At 57.7% G+C, this 19610-nt stretch carries 18 protein-coding genes and 2 pseudogenes; 9 read left to right on the top strand and 11 right to left on the bottom strand.

The features are described from left to right. Positions 1–301: 301 nt before the first annotated feature. From H3H37_RS25075 to H3H37_RS25040, 8 genes are all read right to left on the bottom strand, one after another. Positions 302–1570: a glucan 1,4-alpha-maltotetraohydrolase domain-containing protein gene (locus tag H3H37_RS25075; RefSeq protein ID WP_182167677.1), complete on the bottom strand. Its 1269-nt coding sequence runs from the start codon at positions 1568–1570 to the stop codon at positions 302–304. A gap of 182 nt (positions 1571–1752) precedes the next feature. Then, complete coding sequence (locus tag H3H37_RS25070; RefSeq protein WP_182167675.1) at positions 1753–3954, bottom strand: OsmC domain/YcaO domain-containing protein; 2202 nt, start codon at positions 3952–3954, stop codon at positions 1753–1755. 88 nt (positions 3955–4042) lie between these two features. Further along, entirely contained in the window at positions 4043–4462 is a 420-nt protein-coding gene (locus H3H37_RS25065; protein ID WP_182167673.1) for a DUF1801 domain-containing protein, read from the bottom strand. Next, positions 4459–4872, bottom strand: coding sequence for an SRPBCC family protein (locus tag H3H37_RS25060; protein ID WP_182167671.1), 414 nt, complete (start codon positions 4870–4872; stop codon positions 4459–4461). Before H3H37_RS25060 ends, H3H37_RS25065 begins: the two co-directional genes overlap by 4 nt. Further along, complete coding sequence (locus tag H3H37_RS25055) at positions 4869–5192, bottom strand: ArsR/SmtB family transcription factor (protein ID WP_182167670.1); 324 nt, start codon at positions 5190–5192, stop codon at positions 4869–4871. The genes H3H37_RS25060 and H3H37_RS25055 overlap by 4 nt, the downstream gene beginning before the upstream one ends. Positions 5193–5305: 113 nt before the next feature. Next, complete coding sequence (locus H3H37_RS25050; protein ID WP_375540031.1) at positions 5306–6202, bottom strand: FAD-dependent oxidoreductase; 897 nt, start codon at positions 6200–6202, stop codon at positions 5306–5308. A 129-nt stretch (positions 6203–6331) separates the two neighbouring features. After that, a complete protein-coding gene (gene tnpC, locus H3H37_RS25045; RefSeq protein ID WP_182167665.1) occupies positions 6332–6682 on the bottom strand; it encodes a Tn3 family transposase post-transcriptional regulator TnpC in 351 nt (116 codons plus the stop codon). Next, positions 6679–9705 carry a Tn3 family transposase gene (locus tag H3H37_RS25040; protein ID WP_182167663.1) on the bottom strand — a complete coding sequence of 1009 codons (3027 nt, stop codon included), beginning with the start codon at positions 9703–9705 and terminating at the stop codon, positions 6679–6681. The genes tnpC and H3H37_RS25040 overlap by 4 nt, the downstream gene beginning before the upstream one ends. A gap of 369 nt (positions 9706–10074) precedes the next feature. On the opposite strand from H3H37_RS25040, the gene H3H37_RS25035 reads away from it, so the two are divergent. After that, positions 10075–10710 carry a hypothetical protein gene (locus H3H37_RS25035; RefSeq protein WP_182167661.1) on the top strand — a complete coding sequence of 212 codons (636 nt, stop codon included), beginning with the start codon at positions 10075–10077 and terminating at the stop codon, positions 10708–10710. 73 nt (positions 10711–10783) lie between these two features. On the opposite strand, the gene arsH is transcribed toward H3H37_RS25035, so the two are convergent. Then, positions 10784–11497, bottom strand: a complete 714-nt coding sequence (gene arsH / locus H3H37_RS25030; RefSeq protein ID WP_182167659.1) for an arsenical resistance protein ArsH — start codon at positions 11495–11497, stop codon at positions 10784–10786. An 11-nt stretch (positions 11498–11508) separates the two neighbouring features. Next, positions 11509–12078, bottom strand: a complete 570-nt coding sequence (locus H3H37_RS25025) for an aquaporin (protein WP_311197592.1) — start codon at positions 12076–12078, stop codon at positions 11509–11511. A gap of 55 nt (positions 12079–12133) precedes the next feature. Here H3H37_RS25025 and H3H37_RS25020 point away from each other — a divergent pair. The 8 genes and pseudogenes from H3H37_RS25020 to H3H37_RS24985 all read left to right on the top strand — a co-directional run. Next, a pseudogene (locus H3H37_RS25020) lies at positions 12134–13288 on the top strand (IS21 family transposase); the annotation flags it as partial. Continuing rightward, the gene (gene istB / locus H3H37_RS25015; protein WP_182167650.1) at positions 13285–14070 is read left to right on the top strand and encodes an IS21-like element helper ATPase IstB; all 786 of its coding nucleotides are present in this window, start codon (positions 13285–13287) and stop codon (positions 14068–14070) included. The pseudogene H3H37_RS25020 and the gene istB, both read left to right, overlap by 4 nt. Before the next feature lie 300 nt (positions 14071–14370). Beyond that, positions 14371–14916, top strand: a complete 546-nt coding sequence (locus tag H3H37_RS25010; protein ID WP_182167648.1) for a hypothetical protein — start codon at positions 14371–14373, stop codon at positions 14914–14916. Positions 14917–15654: 738 nt separating this feature from the next. Beyond that, complete coding sequence (locus H3H37_RS25005; RefSeq protein ID WP_182167647.1) at positions 15655–16170, top strand: hypothetical protein; 516 nt, start codon at positions 15655–15657, stop codon at positions 16168–16170. A gap of 32 nt (positions 16171–16202) precedes the next feature. Continuing rightward, entirely contained in the window at positions 16203–16856 is a 654-nt protein-coding gene (locus H3H37_RS25000; protein ID WP_182167645.1) for a hypothetical protein, read from the top strand. 2 nt (positions 16857–16858) lie between these two features. Next, positions 16859–17515: a hypothetical protein gene (locus H3H37_RS24995; protein WP_182167643.1), complete on the top strand. Its 657-nt coding sequence runs from the start codon at positions 16859–16861 to the stop codon at positions 17513–17515. Between the two features lie 26 nt (positions 17516–17541). Continuing rightward, complete coding sequence (locus H3H37_RS24990) at positions 17542–17838, top strand: hypothetical protein (protein WP_182167641.1); 297 nt, start codon at positions 17542–17544, stop codon at positions 17836–17838. A gap of 300 nt (positions 17839–18138) precedes the next feature. Further along, positions 18139–19308: pseudogene (locus tag H3H37_RS24985) on the top strand (IS4 family transposase); the annotation flags it as partial. Positions 19309–19335: 27 nt separating this feature from the next. Here the strand turns inward: H3H37_RS24985 and H3H37_RS24980 are convergent. Next, positions 19336–19497, bottom strand: coding sequence for an IS3 family transposase (locus H3H37_RS24980; protein ID WP_511262181.1), 162 nt, complete (start codon positions 19495–19497; stop codon positions 19336–19338). Between the last annotated feature and the right edge of the window lie 113 nt (positions 19498–19610).

The raw sequence follows: 19610 nt of genomic DNA, 5'->3' as shown, positions 1-19610 counted from the left end.
TTGAAGCAGCTCCACTTGGAACTTAAGGAGCTGGGCTATGAGGGGTCATACGACCGTGTGGCAGCGTTTGCCAGGCAGTGGAAGGTGGGTCAATCGGAGTGGGTCAATTCTGCGAGCAAACGAACAAGTCACACATTTGCTTCGTAAACAGTCACACATTTGCTTCATCGGACGAAAAACAAGGGCATAGCGCCGGTTTCGTATCAGCACCACATTTTACATAATATAAATTATGCGTAAAATGAGGTTAGAAAAAACGCGTGACCGCCTGGTCACGCGTTGCCGTTCTATCCAGCGAAATTTACTGCATCCACACCGCATAGTTATTGCCGGAAGTCATAAGCTTCCAGCCGCTGCCTGGCGACCAGCTGTTCGGGCCGATCTTCATGGCCAGCTTGCCGGTGTTGCCGGTAATGATGGCTGCGTACAAGCCCTGGGTCGCCTGCTGGATCGCGACCGGCGACGTCGATGTCACGTCGGCCGACTTGCGTGCGCTGATCAGCGCGCGGATCTGCGTTTCCAGATTCCAGTTGTAGATGTGCGGATAGAAAACGCTGGGAATGCCCGGATGCGTCAGGATGTACGCATAGCCTTCCATCACCGAACCACATGGCACGGCCCACAGGTTCTGGCCGCTGCCGCAGCTCTCGGCTGGACCGGTGTCGTGGTTGTCGACAAATGTCACGGACATGGCTGGCCACCAGCCGATCGCGCCCGCCGGGTTGCCCGACGTGTCTTTCAAGCGCCAATAATTGCCATTAGCCAGTGCGTCGTTCAGGATGCCCTTGGTGGTGAAATCGAACGCGCCGCAGCTGTTGTTGCTGCCGTTGATCCAGTCCATGATCGCCTGACGGTTGGCGTTCAGATTGTTCAAATCGAAGGAATCGGGCCACATTTCACCCACGCACAGTTCCGAACCGAACGCGTTCGAATATTGGCCGGCATATTGGGCGCCGAAGCCTTTTACATAGTCGAAGCGAATGCCGCTGAATCCGACCGGCTTCAGCACGTTGTTGAGCCAGGATGTGATGCCATTCTGGACTTCCGCCACATTCTTGTGGTCAAGGTCACGCGCGGCGCTGAAACCCTGGCCCGTGTCCGGATTGCCCCAGCCGCAGTTGCATTCGTCATTGTTGACAATTGTATATTGCGACCAGGTGGGATTGGTGAAATCGTACCAGCCGGTCGAGCCGACCCGATGGTTGACGACCACGTCGACCACGGCGCGCACGCCGCGGCTGGTAAATGCCGACACGGCCGACTGCAGATCGCTTGCACTGCCATACGACGAATTCAAGCTGTTGAGCTGCCGCGGCATGTAGCCCTGGCTAGCCGAGGAATCCGATGGCGGCGGGAACCAGACATGGGTGAACCCCAGGCTCTGGATGTCGGCCGCGTTGCCGGCCAGCGTGTTGTACCAGTTCGGACTGGTGTAGCTGGACGAATTCCAGTGAAATCCTTGCAACAGGATCGCGCGGCTGCCGCCGGCCTGTTCGGGTGGTGTCGCAGCTTGGCTAGCCGTGCAGCATAGGATAGCCGCACCTGCTAAGAGAGCAAGTTTCTTGCGCATGTAGTCTCCTGAAAATTGTAGTGATACACAATAGATAGGCGGATTGGATTTGTAGTTTTACTCCGCCATTTCAGGGTAACAAACTAATTCACTGGGTCAAAGTGAATTCTGCGCTTGATTTGCGCAACACCGACAGTTTAGTTTGACTACACTAATCTCTGTAGTCGACTACGCGCCTGCGCTCAGCCCGGTTGGACCGCCCTCGCCCGCGCCGCATGCAGCTTGCGGTAGCTGTCGATCTTGCGCTGATGCCGGTCCAGCCCTTCCAGCTTCATGCTGGTCGGCGTCAGGCCGTGGAAACGCACGCTGCCGTCCACCGAGCCCAGCACCGCGTCCATGCGCGCGTCACCAAACATGCGACGGAAGTTGACGACGTAATCGTCCAGTTCCATCTCGTCATCGAGCAGCACTTCCAGCACGGCAAGCATGGCCTGGTAGAACAGGCCGCGCTCGACCGTGTTGTCGTTGTATTGCAGGAAGGCTTCGACCAACTCTTTCGCAGCCTCGAAATCCTGCAAGGCCAGGTGGATCAGCAGCTTGAGCTCCAGCACGGATAACTGGCCCCATTCCGTGTTCTCGTCAAATTCGATGCCGATCAGGGTGGCGACGTCGCTGTATTCGTCGAGCTCACTGTTTTCTAGCCGGTCGAGCAACGCTTCCAGGCTGTCATCGTCCAGCTTGTGTATATTCAAAATGTCGGAACGGAATTGCAACGCTTTGTTGGTGTTATCCCAGATCAAATCCTCGACCGGATAGATTTCCGAGTAGCCGGGCACCAGGATCCGGCATGCGGTGGCACCCAACTGGTCGTACACGGCCATGTAGGACTCCTTGCCCATGCTGGCAAGGATGCCGAACAAGGTGGCGGCTTCCTCGGCATTGGAGTTCTCCCCCTGGCCCGAGAAATCCCACTCGACGAAGTCATAATCCGATTTGGCGCTGAAGAAACGCCACGACACGATGCCGCTGGAATCGATGAAGTGTTCCACGAAGTTATTCGGTTCGGTCACGGCGTTGCTGACGAAAGTGGGCCGTGGCAGATCGTTCAAGCCTTCGAAGCTACGGCCTTGCAGCAATTCGGTCAGACTGCGTTCGAGCGCCACTTCAAAGCTGGGGTGCGCGCCGAACGAGGCGAACACGCCGCCCGTGCGCGGGTTCATCAAGGTCACGCACATCACCGGGTAAGTCCCTCCCAGCGACGCATCCTTGACCAGCACCGGGAAGCCCTGCTCTTCCAGCCCCTTGATGCCGGCCACGATGCCAGGGTATTTCGCCAGCACTTCTTGCGGCACGTCCGGCAGGGCCAGTTCACCTTCCAGAATTTCGCGCTTGACCGCCCTTTCGAAGATCTCCGACAAACATTGCACCTGGGCTTCCACCAGGGTATTGCCGGCGCTCATGCCATTGCTGACGAACAGGTTCTCCACGAGGTTGGTCGGGAAATACACGACCTCGCCGTCCGACTGGCGCACGAATGGCAGCGAGCATATGCCGCGTTCGACGTTGCCCGAGTTGGTGTCGTACAAGTGCGAGCCCTGCAGTTCGCCATCGGGGTTGTAGATCTCCAGGCAATATTCATCAAGGATTTCCGGCGGCAACGCATCCTTACGGCCGGGCTTGAACCAGCGCTCATCGGGATAGTGAACGAATGGCGCATTGGCGATCTCCTCGCCCCAGTATTCACCGGCGTAGAAGTGATTGCAGCTCAACCGCTCGATATATTCGCCCAGAGCCGACGCCAGCGCGCTTTCCTTTGTCGCGCCCTTGCCATTGGTAAAGCACATCGGCGAGTGCGCGTCGCGCGTGTGCAGCGACCACACGTTGGGCACGATGTTGCGCCAAGACGCGATCTCGATCTTGATCCCCAGGTTCGCCAGCAGGCCCGACATATTGGCGATGGTTTGCTCCAGCGGCAAATCCTTGCCGGTGATGTAGGTGCTGGTGTCGGACGATGGATTGAGCGTCAACAAGGCCTGGGCGTCGGCATCGAGGTTCTCCACTTCCTCGATCACGAACTCGGGGCCGGTCTGGACCACTTTCTTCACCGTGCAGCGGTCGATCGAGCGCAAGATGCCTTCGCGGTCCTTGGCCGAGATATCCTCGGGCAGCTCAACCTGGATCTTGAAGATCTGCTTGTAGCGGTTCTCGGGATCGACAATATTATTCTGCGACAGACGGATGTTTTCGGTCGGAATATTGCGCGTCGTGCAATACAACTTCACGAAGTAAGCCGCGCACAGGGCCGACGATGCCAGGAAGTAATCGAACGGACCGGGCGCCGAGCCGTCGCCTTTGTAGCGGATGGGCTGGTCGGCGATGACCGTGAAATCATCGAACTTCGCTTCTAGGCGTAGCTTATCGAGAAAGTTGACCTTAATTTCCATGGGGATTCCAAATAGTGCGCAAAATGACGTGGCCGCTATTATCGGTGCTTTTGGCCTGGGCCGCAAAGGCGCAGGCCAGCACGACGGCTCACCCAGCCGCTTTCGGACGCCGCTTCGCCGTGGCGCCCTCGGCATTCAAGGCCGCTGCCGCCCGCACCAATTGCTTGAATGCGTCGGCATCGACCGTGCCGCCCGCTTGGATATCGATGGCGCGCCGCGCGTTGCCTTCCAGGCTGGAATTGAACAGCTTGTGCGGATCGGGCAACGAAGCGCCTTTCAGGAAGGTCAGCTTGACGACCGCCTTGTACGTTTCGCCCGTGCAGATGATGCCGCCGCTCGACCATACCGGCGTTCCCATCCACTTCACCTCCTCCACCACGTCCGGCACGGCTTCGTGGATCAGGGCGCGCATCCGGGCCAGGGTCGCCCCGCGCCAGTCGTCCAGTTTGGCGATTTTCTGGTCGATGAAGTCCGTGGCGGGCTGGCCTGCGATGGGCGCCGTCGTCATGCGGCCTCCTTAGCCAGCACCTGTTCCAGCGCACCGAAGAATTTCTGCCAGCCAAACTTGGCGCCTTGGTAAGCCTGTTCCTGGTCGGGCCGGAAACCGGACTGTTCCATGCGCAGGTGCGTGCCCGCTGCCGACGGTTCCAGGGTCCAGGTGACGACGCTTTCCAGGCCATAGGCGGACCAGGTGTAGGCCAGCGTGCGCTGCGGTTCCACTTCCGTCACCACGCAGTCGACCGCGCCCCAGTCGGCGCGGAAATTGAAGTGGTGGCCGGTTACGGGCCGGAAATCACTTTGCATGAGCCAGGCCTCGATCAAATGAGGCTGGGTCAAGGCGCGCCAGAGCTTTTCCGGCGGATGGGGAAAGTCCCGTTCAACGATAACGGTGCGCAGTTCTTGGGCGGTGACGTTCATTGGTCTATCCTTTTCAACAGGTCCTCAAGGTCATCGAACCGGTTTTCCCAGAAGCGGGTCATCTGGTTCGTCCAGTCTTGCAATGGAGCCAGCGCACCGGGACGTGCGCTGTAGTGGGTCTGGCGTCCGGCATGGCGGTCCAGCACGAGGCCAGCTTGCTTCAGTATCGCGAGATGCTTGGACACGGCCGGCTGTGACACCTGGGCGTGGCCGGTCAGCGCGCCCACGGTCTGTTCACCGCCGGCACAAAGCTGTTCAAAGATGGCGCGCCGCGTGGGATCACCCAATGCCCGGAACAGCGCGTCTTGCGTCGTTGTCATATCAATCCATAGCCGTTAGGTTATGGATTAAACTATAGCTAAACGGTTATGGATATTCAAGGAGAATTTATGGAATTGCCATTTTAATACTGTTGCGATGCCTTGTCAGGCGATCAGAGCAGGCCGACATCCTTGCGATACTGATTGACGAACATGTTCTCCGACTTGATCTTACGGGCAAGGAAGTCCGCGCGAAACTGGCCAAACGGCAGCGATGTCAGCCCGCCCCGGCGGCCCAGGGTGACGATCATCATCTTGCCCATGCCCTTGCCCGGGAGGCGCGGTGCATAGGGTTTGAGCCGGGCCGCATCCGTCGTCGCCGCAGCCAGCATGGCCTTGATATTGGCCACGATAGCCGGTACATGGAACGATGCGGTGATCGCCAGCCGGCCTTCGGGCAGGTTCGTCACGTCGCCCGCGACGAAGATATCGGCATGCCCCTGCAGGCGCAGGTAGGCGTCCGTCATGAGCAAGCCATCGTCCTGAACCAGTTGCGGCCACGATGCCGCGACGAAGCCGGTGTTCGGCCGGGTGCCGGCGGCCCAGATCACAAGATCCGCATCCAGCACCTTGCCGCCCCGCGTGCGCGCCTTGCCGTCGGCCGGCTGGGTGCCGATGGCGGGCTGAACCACCGGGTCGTCCAACAGCACGTTGGCGCCCATGGCGATCAGTTTGTCGAGCGCCCAGTCGCCAAATTTCGTAGGAGCGTTTTCCAGCAATTGGCCGGCGCCATGCATTAACGTCACCGACAGGTGCGGGAACGATTCCCGCAATTCGGCGGCGATCTCGACGCCAACCGGGCCGCCGCCGGCGACCACGACGTTGCGCGCCGTCTTCAGATGCTGGTGCGCCGCCACGATCTGGGCGCGCCGGGCGCCCTCGCCTGCCACTTCGGCCTTGATCAACGGATCGACATAACGCGAACCCGTCGCCACCACGGCGTAGTCGAACGCAATGACTTCGCTGCCGGTGCTGGTGTCGACGACCACGCTGCGCGCAGACATTGACACGGCCTTGCCCTGTACGAGGGTCAGCCGGGATAAGGCCAGTAATAGCACATAAGCGTAAAAGTAATAAACGCGGTAGATTTTCTGCTGAATCGCACATAAAGAAACGTTCAGCCTTTTTGCCGTTGGCAATCAGTGACGCGGCTCTAACTTCAGCAGTGGCTCCAACCTGGCAATCCATGTACGCATTCGCGTGACCGTATCCCTCATGTCGTCCACTATTGTGTCTGCCAGCTCCGGCAGCGTTTCAGCGCCCGTACCCACGGACATACCAGCGCCGTTGATCACCGTATGCGACATCGCGTGCAGACGTAGCACCATCTCCCGCAGACTGTTCTCCCCTCTTGCCGCCGATGCTGCGGCATCGATTTCGTCGACCATGCGCAGCAGCATGCTTGTATCAAAACTGGCCTGCAGTTCATCGAGGGCAGCACTATCGACGAGCCCGTATGCGGTTGAGATCGTATTGGACGCGTTAGTCATGAGGTGTTTCCTGGTTGGTCATTTCGCTTTTTCTCGGATGCTGCGGCCTTAGCCTGTTTCGCCGCCCGCCTGAACTGCGACTCCTTCAGCCACGGCTCAGGTGGACGCTTCATGTCCAGGTGGTAATTGCCGAACCGTTTGACGCCGAAGGTCCCGTACGGACTCATGTATTCGACATCGGCCGCTGAAACGGGCTCGCCGGCGGCGTGCATTTCCTGCATGATCCTCATCATGTCGACCGTATTCTGCAGGATCACGGCCGAGGCGACCAGGTCGATATAGCGCAGCCGCTTCTGCTGCTCGTTAAATTCGTTTTCAGCGATGACGTCGCCGCCAAAATCGAGCCATTTTGTGAAGGCGTGGTAAGACTCGATTTTATTCGTTGTCGCGGTCACTTCCTGCCGCATTTCCTTGCTGGAGATCCAGCGCAACAAGTACACCGTGCGCAGCACCCGGCCCAGTTCGCGCGTCGCCGCAAACAGGCGATTATGCCGGCCTTCGTAACTCAGTTTGCGCAGCAGCATGGGTGACGAAATACGGCCGGTCTGGATCGATATCGCGACCTGCATCAGATCCTGCCAGTGATCGGCGATCCGGTCCCAGTCCACAACATCGGTGAACAGCCGATCGATGTGCTGATATGAGGCGGACTTCGTCGGCCGGTAGAATTTCAAGTCCTTCCAATTACGGATGCGGGGCATCAGCTGGATGCCCAACAAATGCGTGAAGGCAAAGACGGTCTCCGACTGGCCGTGGGTGTCCGAATACACCGTATCGGCCTGCACACTCAATCCCGCCTTCATCAAGCCTTCGATAACGTACAACGCTTCGAACACCCCCGGCGGTATAAAGCTCCTGAAGTTGGCGATGTAGTTGTCCGCCACATGGCGGTAGGCCACGGCGCCTTTTTTCCGGTACCGGAAATGCATGCCGACCAGCATATTCTGCTCGTAGAATTCGTATTGCGTGCCGTCGGCGGCCACCTTCTTGCCTTCGCCCCACAGCTTTGGCAACTCCAGGCGCAGGTATAGCTCGGTGAGGTCGCGACAGGCGTTGTCGAGTTGTTCGAGGCCCATGTGGCGCTGGTTCGAGTAGGACAGCTGGTGGGGTGTCACGCCGTTGGAGAGGTGCCGTGCCGCCTGGGTCGGCCCCAGATTGCAACCCATCGCAAAGACGGTGAGCAAGTAGCGTTCGCGCGCGTTGCGCAGCTTGGGTTCGTCGCCGGAGAGCGGTCCAAAATTGCGCGTAAAGGCGGTCCAATGTTCAATATTGGCCAGGATATCGAGCAGGTTGCGCGGGACGGTGCGAGCCTCGATCGCCGCCTGCAGCGCGATAGCCGAGGCAGGCACTTCGCGCGCGGTGCTGCGTCGCACGGTGGGCTCGCCGTTGCTGCCGATGGTGAAATCTCCGATGTTGGCGGGGAAGCCCTTGTCGACGTCGCCTGCGGTATCCGTCAGCATTTTCTTGAGGCCGTCGACGAAGTCCTTCGCGTTGTCGGTGATGCCGACGCGATCGCAGTATGCGGGCAGCAACACCTGGCACTCGTCCCATGGTAACAACTGCTTGCGGTAATCGGCGAAAGAGCCCGAGCCGTCGATGCACACGTCGCCTGAGCGCAGGTCGCTGCTCAAATGGCTGAATACGCAGACTTCAAGATGGCGGCGGTTCGTGGGATTACCCAAGCCGTGCGACCGCCGCACCAGCTTGCGCCAGCGTTCGGAGGCAAAGCTCAAGGACACTTCGGCCGCAATCCACTCGGTCTTTTTGTGCTCGTTTTCCAGCACGATATCGAGGGCGTCGAGCAGGCTGCGGTCCGCCGTCGCCGCCTGAAAGCGCAAGACCTTGGCCATCCTGAACATGCCGGCCCGCCAGCTGCTGTAAGGCTTCCACAGTAGCGACAAATGATTTCCGCCACTCCAAATCCGAATCGCTTCGCAGTCCGCGCTGAGTTTTTCCAGGTCGCCATTGGGTGCTAACAATTCGCGCACGCGCACACCGGTGGCCGCATCGTCAAGCCCTTCGGCCAGAATCTCCAGCACATGTTCGAGTGTCGCCACCAACTCTTCGCTCATCTCACGCTGGCGGGCCTGTATCGATTGCAATTCCTCGCGTGCGCTTTTGTGCATGGTGCCCACGCGGCGGATGAACATCTCGGCAATATCGTCGCGCGCGCTCACGCGCATCTGGCGAATCAGCGCCAGGATGAATGTGTGGCGCTTGTCGGGCGTGAAGTCCTTCATGTCGCCAGCGTCGAGCGCCGAGGCCATGTCGGCGATATGCTTGAGTTTGGTCGTCGGTACACCATCGAGCAGTACGTCGCTGTCGGGCAGCGATTCGAGCCAGTCGAGCTGGTCCAGTACGGCGTCGAGGTGCTTGCGCGACGTTTTCTTGGCGGACCGCTTGATCTTGTTGTACAGGGTCCTGCGTACAGGCAGCTCCGCATTCAGCAATGAATCGAGCCATTTTCGCTGATCTTCGGAGAGCCGTTTGGCAATGCGCGCATGTAGTTCCAGTTCGGCCGCCGCATATGCCTGCTCTGCGATTTCGTCGATCGTGCGGTACACGGGCAGCTCGTAACCTAGCCGCACCAGCTCGTCGATCGTAATGTTGATGATGTCGGTGCGTGTATCGACCACGGCGGCGGCGGTCTTCGCGATACCGATGGCCAAGGGCCGGGTATGAGCGTCGGTATACGATTTCACACCAAGCAGCGTGCGAATCGCCTTGTGATGACGGTATAGCGCCGTAGGGCTGGGATAGTCGATGGCCTGCGCCGGCGGCATCGCCAAGGTGGCGGACACGTGCTCCACTACATCCGGTGGTATCTCCTCCAGGGCGGGAAAATACCGCAGGAACTGGAAGCACTTGAGCAATACCAACAGCGCTAGGCGCCTATCGGGACTTCGGGAATTTCCTTGCGCCCACTCCGTCTCGTCGGGGCGCGGAGAGAATGATGTCTGGAGATCCTTCAGTGTCAGGGTACGCGGAAATTGCGGATATGCGGTTCTTTCGATGCTCGCCATAGGATCTCACTCCATGAAGGTGCGTTCGCGGGATGTGTCGCACAACAGCAGCAGCTGAGCTGCGCAAGGGGGATTTGGCTCAGCCGATATGAAGCCTTGTGCAGCATCGGAAAGAGCGCGCGGCGTGGATACCGCAAATGCAGTGGTGGGAGGTGCCTCAATTGCCAGCGCTGTCGTCGATGCATCCCTGGAATGGAAAGCTCCAGGCATGGGTAGACGGTTTCAAGCGCGTTCGTCATCGCAAATAAGTCGGCAACGGCCCTGTGAGAAAGTTGTTAAAAATAATGCATCACTTGCAAGTTTTTTGTCAAGCCAAAATCACGGGATTGGACTAATATCGGTGGTGAAAAAATGACAATGGAAATCCGGATGAGTTACGACCCAAACGACGGTGCGATGGACGACATGTACGAGCGGATCTCGGATGAACTCTATCCCGAGCACAAGAGCCAGGCCATCGGCGAGTTTACCGCTGAACGACTTTGTTCTTTTTATGTGGACAATCCCGGCGTCATGCGGCCGGCAGTCGAGGCGTTGCTGGAGGCACAGCGCCTGGCGGACGATGGCCATTTCGCTGCCGCCGTGGTCTTTGCGGTTTCCAGTACCGAACTGCTGCTCAAGGCCGCTATTCTCACGCCGGTGGTCCACGGCCTGGTCCATATCGAAAGCTTGGCCGACGTGGTGGTGGAAAACACGCTCTCGGGACCAGGATACACACGCTATGCGAAGCTGCTTGCCCGCTTGTTCACAGAGTTTGTCGGTATCGACATCCGTTCGCTGCGGCGCCCCGAATCGGCGGCAAAGCTGCTGGCCGAATGCGACACGCAGCGCGGGCTGCGCAACCGGATTGTGCATTCGGGCGCATCCGCCAGCGAGGCGCAGGCGCGCACTGGCGTGGACATCGCCACGGCGGTGCTCAACCTGATCGTCGATCCGATGCTGCATCGGCTGGGATTGACGGTCGTGGACGGCGGCCAGATCCTCTTGCGACAGCTAGGCAATTAAACCCCGCCCACGGTTTCCAACGTTGGAAATTAGCCCGGTACGCCCCTGAGAAGTGGCGCCGATGGACCTGGCATCAGATGCGCTGGATCTGACGGTCGATTGCCTGCCGCGCCTGTTCGTTGCGCTCACTATAGCGGTCAGTGAGATAGGCCGTGCGGCCACGCAGCAGCAGCGTCATTTTGAAAAGCTCCTCCATGACGTCGACCACGCGGTCGTAGTAGCCGGACTGTCGCATGTGGCCGGCCTCATCGAATTCCTTGTAGGCCATCGGCACCGAGGACTGGTTCGGGATCGTGAACATCCGCATCCAGCGTCCCAGCAGGCGGAGCGTGTTGACCACGTTGAAAGACTGCGAACCGCCACAGACCTGCATCACCGCCAGTGTGCGGCCCTGGCTTGGGCGGATCGCCCCCATCTCCAGCGGTATCCAGTCGATCTGGTTTTTCATGACGGCGGTGACGGCGCCATGGCGCTCCGGGCTGCACCAGACTTGGCCTTCAGACCACAGGCACAGCTCACGCAGCGCGACCACCTTCGGGTGGTCCTCCGGCGCGCTGCCAGCCATCGGGAGCTCCATGGGGTTAAAGATTTTGACTTCGGCGCCCAGGTGCTCCAAGATGCGGGCCGCTTCCTCGGTCAGGAAGCGGCTGAACGAGCGCTCGCGCAACGAACCGTAGAGCATCAAAATGCGTGGTGGATGGCTCAAGTCACCCACGGGATCCAGTTTCCCGATCGTGGGGATATCCAGCAACTCGGTCTTGATATTGGGAAGATTCGGAATGGACATGCAATTTCCTTTTACTGTTCCGGTTTAACGGCGAAATCGCCCGGAGGTACGGTGCCGGCCACCGTGGCGTTGGCGGGAATGGCTGGATACAGCCAGCAGAACACGGCCGTCGCTGCGGCCGCGCCCACCAGCTGCGCGACAATAAATCCTGGCGCATCGACAGGACGAATGCCGGCGAAGGTGTTGGTCGCGCTGCGGGCCAGGGTCACGGCTGGATTGGCAAACGATGTAGATGAGGTAAACCAGTACGCCGCCGTGATGTAGGCAGCCACCGCGAACGGCGTGACGGCCGGCCGGCTGCGCGAGCAACCGATGATCACAGCGATCAGGCCGAACGTGGCCACGCACTCGCTCCACCATTGCGCAGCGCCGGTCCTGACGTGCTCCGACGCAAAGAACAGCGGCTCGCCGAACATGCCGTGTGCCGCCGCGACGCCAGCGAAGGCGCCGACGACCTGGATGGCGATGTAGGGGAGCACCTCCCGGCCGGGCAGATTGCCCTGCACGGCCTCAGACAGTGTTACGACGGGGTTGAAGTGCGCGCCTGAGATGGTACCGAACATCAGGATCAGCGCGATCAAGCCGGCGCCGGTGGCGATCGCATTGGCCAGCAGCGCAATCGCTACGTTGCCCCCGGCCAGCCACGGCGGCGAGCACGAAGTATTCTTCGCGCAGGAGCACCCGCCGGGCCGGCTCGGCCTGTCCGACTTCACGCACGCCGCCGTGCTGCAGGTGACGGTGGCCGGGGTGGCGCTGATGCACCTGCTGTATCAGTTCGTGCTGGCCTACTCGGGCTGGCGCTACGTTGAGGTGGTGCTTGGCGGCGAGAGCTTCGCCGCGCTGTCCTCGGGCCTGCAGAACGCGGCATGGATGATGGGCGGCGTGCCGGAAGAGCACCGCACCGACAGCCTGGCGGCGGCGTATAAAAACAAGACGGAGCAGGAATTGCTGACGCGGCGTTATGCGGCGCTGTGCGCCCACTACGGAATGCGGCCGAGCCGAAACAACCTTGGTGTGAGCCATGAGAACGGCTCGATTGAAGCGCGCCAGGGCACGCTCAAGCGCACCATGGAGCAAGCGCTGTTGCTGCGCGGGCACCGCGACTTCAGCGACCTTGACGCCTACCGGCAATTCGTCGCAGAGGTGTTCGGACGGCTCAACGCCCGGGTGGCGCGCAAATTCAACGAAGAGCGCAAGCTGCTCAGAGCCTTGCCGGCGCGGCGCAGCAGCGATTACGAGGAGGTCGACGCCCGCGTCACCAAGTACGGCACGATGACGGTCAAGAAAGTGCTCTACACGGCGCCGTCGCGGTTGGTGGGACACCGCCTGAAGGTGCGCGTCTTCAGCGACAAGCTTGAGTGCTGGCTGGGCAATGTGTGCGTGCTGGAACTGACGCGCGGCCAACCCGACGCGGCAACCGGGCGCGGCAAGGTCGTCGACTACCGTCACCTGCTGCCGGCGCTCAAACGCAAACCCGGCGCGCTGGCGCGCTCTGTGCTGCGCGACGCGCTGTTTCCGCGCACCGAATACCGCCTGATGTGGGCTCAGATCAAGGAGCAACTGCCGGAAGCTCGCGCGTGCCGGCTGATGGTGGGCTTGCTGGACTTGGCCGGCAACGGCGGCTGCGAGGCGGTACTGGCCCAGCGTCTGGCGCTGCTGCTCGCCAGCGGACAATTGCCGGACCTGGAGCAGTTGCGGCTGGAACTGGCGCCGCGCCCCGCGCACTATCAGGACGTGGCCGTGATGCTGCCCGACTTGGCCACCTACGATCAACTGCTGGAGGCCGCGTGACGGACGTGGCGGCGCGCCTGCCGCTGATCCTCACGGAACTGCGCCTGCCCACCATCAAGCGGCTGTGGGGTGCGCTGGCGGCCCAGTCGAACAAGGAAGGATGGCCCGCCGAACGGTTCCTCGCCGCCGTGATGGAGCATGAGCTGGCCGAACGGGAAACGCGGCGCTTGGAGCGGCACCGGCTGGAGTCGCAACTGCTGCCCGGCAAGCTGCTGTCGAGCTTCGACTTCACGACCGTGCCCACCGTGTCGAAAGCCCATGTCACGGCACTGGTCGAGAGTGACGGCTGGATCGAACAAGGCGCGAACTTGCTGCTGTTCGGGCCGCCAGGCGTGGGCAAGAGCCACCTCGTGTGCGCTATCGGCAATGGCCTGATTGATCGCGGCTACCGCGTGCACTTCACGCGCACCAGCGACCTCGTGCAGCGGCTTCAGGTGGCGCGCCGCGAGATGCGGTTGCCAGCCGAGATCGCGAAGCTGGATCGCTTTGACCTGCTGATCCTCGACGACCTGAGCTATGTTCGACGCGACCAGGCAGAAACGTCGGTGCTATTTGAATTGATCGCGGCGCGCTATGAACGCAAGAGCCTGGCCATCACCGCCAACCAACCGTTCTCGGGCTGGGATCAGGTGTTTCCGGAGGTGGCGATGACGCTGGCGGCGGTTGACCGGCTGGTGCATCACTCGACCATCTTCGAGCTCAACGTGGAGAGTTACCGACGGCGCGTAGCCAAGTCCGGGCAGGCCCCGGCCAGTGAAAAATCGACGACCAAGAAGGATTAACAACAACTCGCTTCACCGGCCAAGATAATTGACGCCGACCGGCCAAGATAGTTGACGCGAACCAATTCGCTGCGCCGGGGGTTTGCAAACTGGGCGGCGTCTGATGGCTGGGACGTAAAGAGCCTCATGGAATATGTCGGTTGGCGGGACATCAAGTCGGCGATAAGATATCTGGATGCGTCAGTCTCGTATGCAAGGGGCCGGATGGAGCACAGCATGAGCAGCCGCCCCCACGAGTTAGACAGGTCGTCATCCCAGCGCCCCTGGTTGCCGCCCAAGTCTCTTTTGAGGATATCCGCTATGCCACCTGCAGGCACCAACGCACGCACCTTTTGCTTGCAAACTCCGGCAGACCTATTTCGCAAAATGCAGTTCGAAGCGCACACACTTCGACAGGCGCCGCCCGACGATCTGTCGGAGCGCGCCTATGCCGTGATGAACGCCGTGACCAGCGCGTGGCAGATGAAGGACTGGGTCTATGAGGCCATACGCCAGGCAAGCCAGCTTGACGTGCTGCATCGAGTCGCCGGCCGCAGAATTGCCGGGACGAGGGATTTTGGCAATTTTCTTACGGCGAACAGCCCGTGGATGAACATGAGCTTTCAGCTCGCTACGGCCGCCAAGCATTTTGTGGTGAATGCGGATGCGGGCCCCGAAGTGATCACCATGATCGACTTTCAAATCGACCCCGCATTTGCTGGGCAGCAGCCTGTCGCCGTTCAGGAAATCATGGTCAGGACGCGAAATAATAGTATTTCTGGCCCCGACCTTGTGCTTATGCTGGTATTCGTTTGGGGGCGGCTGCTTTTGGATCTCGGCCTGATCACGGCAGAAGAAGCGACCTAGCCCGCCGGTCGCTGGAACACACCATCCAGGATGCGAAGTTTCAGGATGGGACAGCGGGTGATGTCCCGAGCAAAATAGTAGCGGCAGGAGCCATGGACCGCCCGGCCGTTGATATCGGCGACCTAGTGGAAACCGATCTGCAGGTCCGCGTGTCCCTCCACGAGAGCGATCGTAGGCGATAGCGGAAGGACGCTGTATGCCGAAAAATTGTCTGGGACCAGAAATTCTGCGTCGACTGCCTTCAATATGCCCCATCTCTTGCCCGCCATTCGTTGCCGCTCCCTGCCCATCTCGATCGTAAAGCGCAATCCAGTCATGAAACGGCTAGCGAGAGTATTGTCCGGCGAAGCGAACACATACCCGCGAGCACCGGGTGGGCATCGAGTTTCGCGCCATCACAAAGGGAGGCAGTAGGTTTTTGCGAAATAACCTGGCTCAACGAATCCTGGACCGGTTCAATTTTGTGTCACTGCCAACGTATAACGCCACATTTGTTGTTTTTTTTTAAAATAGTGACATTTTGATAGATTCTTTTCTGTCTTTATTGCTAATATATGATAGTTGTTAAATAATCACATTTAAATAATACTCGATGCTCATTTCACAAATAAAGCAATTGATTTGTTACCAGAGCTCGTTTCGAGCAGACAAGGCAATAATTTGTTTACGGCATTTCGTGAAATATGACGTTTCAGCGAAGATATTTCAAAATTTACTTAAATAACCTTGGTGAATGCAATGAAGATACTCTGCATTAAAATTGCGTTAGCTTTTTTTGTTGTAAAATCGTCCATTTGTTGTGCGAAAGATGTCCTGCGGGCGAATGAGATTTTGCAGAATGATGCATTTATTATCTCGCCAAATGGAATATATTTTTTAGCCATGCAATCAGATGGAAGTTTGGTTATGTACCGCAACGATGGATCTATTCGCTATTCCATGGCTAAACACGGAACCGTTGCGATAATGCAAGGCGACGGGAATTTTGTAGAATATGCGGGAACTACTCCGCTCTGGAATTCAAACACCGCCAATTGCTGTCCATACCCGGCATATTTGCAAATTTATGACAATGGAGATCTTGCAATTAACTGGTCTAATTCCACTGGTAGCTTCTCGGGTAGTGTTTGGGGTATCGGCCCTGATCCTGCACCAAGCGGAACCGGGCCAAGTGGCGTAGATAGTCTTGTTTTAGCAGGTACTCCACCGTCAAGTGTGCCAAATCCATATCTGCCAAACTCCTATGCCAATTGAATTATTAATTGAAACGCTATCTTAGGCAAACTATGAAACGAGTATACTATTTTATTATTATCGGTTGTTTCTATTGCTTGCAATCATCTATGGCTCAGGCGGCTGTCTTCGGTGTGGGAAAATTTAGTCGCGCTTGTAGGTTTGATCAGATTCCGTTTGGAACAAAATACATCGCTGCTAAATTTTTTGTGAAGATGGGTGCAAATCCGGAATTTGGCGACCTTGCCAGCAAATCAGGCGACGAACAAGCGATGTATTGGGTCAATGAAGCATTGACGACTGACTATTTTCAAGTTCGCTATTTTTTGTTTGCAAAGGCAAATGTCTATGCTACAGGCCCCTACGGTAATGCCGACCCCAATCTCTACAATTTGCGGTTTTCGTACGCTAGCAAGTGGTCGGTAGAAGAAGTGAAAAAGGCAATACAGAGCGATCCGCTTTTTGCTCCCAGCTACGCCAATCGAGGCCCAGCTCCTTGGTATAGTGCTCGGGCCGGCGAGTCGGGAATACTCCAGAGATGGTACCTTACGAACTTTCCCAATACCCCCGCCCCGCTAAACACTATTCTTGTTGTCGGGCGACATTTTTATTATGATCCAGTCAATAAAAGTACGGTTGATCTAGGTGAAACAAGAGCCAAAGATTGCAATTTGACAAATCTTGGATTTGGGATATTTGATCGATAATTATGAAAAAAATTTCCGTTACGATATTTCTTGTTTTCTTTGCGTTGGACGGGTATGCTCAGTCTTATAGCAGTGAGCGCAAAATAAACTCGACGAAGTATCCTCTTGAAACGCCTATGTTACGCGAGGATCGGGTGATCAAGAAAGATGATTTGAGCGACGAACAAACTAAATACCTTTGGGAAGGGACTACTGCGGATCGAGATGGCTATATTCGCGTCAAAAGTTCAATTTCCTACATCGAGTTGCTTGATGCATTTATATCCCATCCAGGATTCAAGAAGGGCGAGTCAAGCGAAATTCCGCAAGATCGCAAATATAGTCCACTTCACTTGATAGGTATGTTGCAAGAGGACGAATTTCGATCCAGCAATGTCTACTATTATGGGGATGAAAAAGCAGTGTTTACTATTTGGAGATACAAAAATGCTGGCGCGACTGTTACGACAGAGGAGGAGTTTTTCAATCAAACTGTAGATGGCGTACCAGCTATTTTGGCCCTGGCTGTCTCAGATGGAATGCGAAAGGCATTATGGAAACTTAGTTGGTGGAAGAATGGTAGGGCCTTCGAACTTTATGTAAATGACAAGGTTGATGCATATGGCACTCCCGAGAAGACACCTAAGATAATAATGGAATTAGCAGATTCATTGCTATAAGCATGAAATACGGTTCGATAATTCGGATGAGCGAAGGATTGATGTGTATTGCATCAATACCATATTTATTTCTTCTTTTGCATGCGGCCTACGTTCTTTCAAGTAGTAGTTCTGATAAACAAGCAGGAGGGGGTATTGAGGCTTTAGGTATTCTTTGCGTAATTGGATACATTGTAATGTCGGTTTTTAACGTTCTCGGTGTTTTTTTTGCGCTATTTGCGATTTTTAAAAACGGACATAATATGGGATGGGCGAAAGTGGCGTTGTTTACTTTCGTCGGATTCATGCAAATAGCACCATTTATATTCTTGTCTTTTTTATAGAGAAAATCTCGAATAACTCAGTGGAACTGACTTGATTTTGGCGTGTCTACGGCTGAGGACGGTGTTTCTAATCCTCTAGCAGGCTGCTGAAATACTGGTTGACGGCCTCTGGCGCCGAATTGGCGACCTCGTAAAACGAGCCACAAACGATTTTTTCGACATAGCTAAGGGCACCTCGTTATACACAAGTCCGGCCACACGATGGCGACCGCCGGATTTTCCGTTTACATTCAGTGAGTTAGCGCCGGGCTTGTAAACTGCCGCGAAATCGCGTTTACTCTCGTCTTTTGCGTGGCGCAATTGGCAAACGGATCGACAAGCTGGACACAAGCGGAATTTGGGCAACTCGATCTGGGCGATGCGCGCCTGAACCGGCGAGCGAGGACACTGATGGAAAGTATGGCTGCGGCCCCGACGGCGAGCGTGCCGAAGGCGTGCAACGGATGGAGCGAAACGATGGCGGCGTATCGTTTCTTCGATAACGACAGCGTGGAATGGCAAGCCATCCTGGAACCCCATTGGCAGCAGACGGAGCAGCGGATGGCGGCTGAATCGGTGGTGCTGTGCCTGCAGGACACGACGGAATTGGACTTCAACGGCCAGCAGGCAAAAGGCCTTGGCCCACTGAGCTACGAGGCGCAGCGCGGCATGTACCTGCACCCGACCTACGCGGTAACGACGACGCGCGAGCCGCTGGGGATATTGGACGTCTGGATGTGGGCGCGCGAACCAAAGGACGAACATGGCAAGCGCGGCGGCCCGAAAGAGAGCTTGCGCTGGATCGAAGGCTACGAGCGGCTGGCGGACCTGGCGCCACGCCTGGCATCGACGCGTCTGGTGTATGTGGCTGACCGCGAAGCGGACATGATGCCGTTGATGGCGTGTGCCCAGCAACTGGGCACTCCGGTCGACTGGCTGGTGCGCGCGACGCACAACCGCTGCCTGCCCAACAGCGAGAAGCTGTGGCCTCACACCACGGAAGGGGCGGCGCTGGGCGAGATCGAGTTCACGCTTGCCGCCAGGCCGGGCAGCAAGGCGCGCATCGTGCGCCAACACCTGTGGGCGCGCCGTGTCGAACTGAAGGCGGGCAAGGGTAAAACGGTGGCCGCGACCTGCGTTGTGGCGCGCGAGTACGGCGCGCCGGCTGGCACGAAAGCCATCGAATGGCGCTTGTTGACGAACAGAATGGCCACCACGGCAGCCGACGTGGCCGAACTGATTGACTGGTACCGCGCCCGCTGGGAAATCGAGATGCTGTTCAACGTGTTCAAGGCTGGCTGTAAGATCGAGCAACTGCAACTGGGGGCAATTGAGCGTATCGAACGCGCGCTCGCGCTGTACTTGGTAGTGGCATGGCGGATCGCCTACTTGATGCGCATGGGCCGTACTTGCCCGGACCTTGACGCCGGCCTGTTTTTCGATCCCGATGAGATACAGGCGTGTTGGCGCCGACCCAATATTGACCCACCGGGGATGCGGACCTTTTCTTGGACTGGTTTACATCGTTAACCCCAAGCTTTCACGATACTCGATCGGGCTCAGATAGCCAAGAGAGCTCTTGATGCGCTTTTCGTTGTACCAGCGAATGTATTTATCGAGCACCTCCACGAACTGTTCGATTGTCGTCGACCGCCAGTCGCCAGGAGGTAATCCCCCCATATTTGATGCGCTCTGAAAGTAGAGGCTAAGCGGCGAGGGCCAATTTCTGTTTTGGCGTAATTCCGCCCAAGGCCATGTTCGGCCGGTCGTGATTGTAGGTCCATAACCAACGC

The organism is Rugamonas brunnea (assembly GCF_014042345.1).
GTDB lineage: Bacteria > Pseudomonadota > Gammaproteobacteria > Burkholderiales > Burkholderiaceae_D > Rugamonas > Rugamonas brunnea.
This window is presented reverse-complemented; position numbering and strand designations above follow the sequence as displayed.

Excerpts from the sequence above, each read along its gene's own strand:
- H3H37_RS24990 (WP_182167641.1), top strand. The coding sequence starts at position 17,542 with ATGAGCGAAGGATTGATGTGTATTGCATCAATACCATATTTATTTCTT.
- H3H37_RS25075 (WP_182167677.1), bottom strand. The coding sequence starts at position 1,570 with ATGCGCAAGAAACTTGCTCTCTTAGCAGGTGCGGCTATCCTATGCTGC.
- H3H37_RS25060 (WP_182167671.1), bottom strand. The coding sequence starts at position 4,872 with ATGAACGTCACCGCCCAAGAACTGCGCACCGTTATCGTTGAACGGGAC.
- H3H37_RS25005 (WP_182167647.1), top strand. The coding sequence starts at position 15,655 with ATGAAGATACTCTGCATTAAAATTGCGTTAGCTTTTTTTGTTGTAAAA.
- tnpC (WP_182167665.1), bottom strand. The coding sequence starts at position 6,682 with ATGACTAACGCGTCCAATACGATCTCAACCGCATACGGGCTCGTCGAT.
- H3H37_RS25055 (WP_182167670.1), bottom strand. The coding sequence starts at position 5,192 with ATGACAACGACGCAAGACGCGCTGTTCCGGGCATTGGGTGATCCCACG.
- H3H37_RS25010 (WP_182167648.1), top strand. The coding sequence starts at position 14,371 with ATGCCACCTGCAGGCACCAACGCACGCACCTTTTGCTTGCAAACTCCG.
- H3H37_RS25040 (WP_182167663.1), bottom strand. The coding sequence starts at position 9,705 with ATGGCGAGCATCGAAAGAACCGCATATCCGCAATTTCCGCGTACCCTG.
- H3H37_RS25035 (WP_182167661.1), top strand. The coding sequence starts at position 10,075 with ATGAGTTACGACCCAAACGACGGTGCGATGGACGACATGTACGAGCGG.
- H3H37_RS25000 (WP_182167645.1), top strand. The coding sequence starts at position 16,203 with ATGAAACGAGTATACTATTTTATTATTATCGGTTGTTTCTATTGCTTG.
- H3H37_RS24980 (WP_511262181.1), bottom strand. The coding sequence starts at position 19,497 with ATGGGGGGATTACCTCCTGGCGACTGGCGGTCGACGACAATCGAACAG.
- arsH (WP_182167659.1), bottom strand. The coding sequence starts at position 11,497 with ATGTCCATTCCGAATCTTCCCAATATCAAGACCGAGTTGCTGGATATC.
- H3H37_RS24995 (WP_182167643.1), top strand. The coding sequence starts at position 16,859 with ATGAAAAAAATTTCCGTTACGATATTTCTTGTTTTCTTTGCGTTGGAC.
- H3H37_RS25070 (WP_182167675.1), bottom strand. The coding sequence starts at position 3,954 with ATGGAAATTAAGGTCAACTTTCTCGATAAGCTACGCCTAGAAGCGAAG.
- H3H37_RS25065 (WP_182167673.1), bottom strand. The coding sequence starts at position 4,462 with ATGACGACGGCGCCCATCGCAGGCCAGCCCGCCACGGACTTCATCGAC.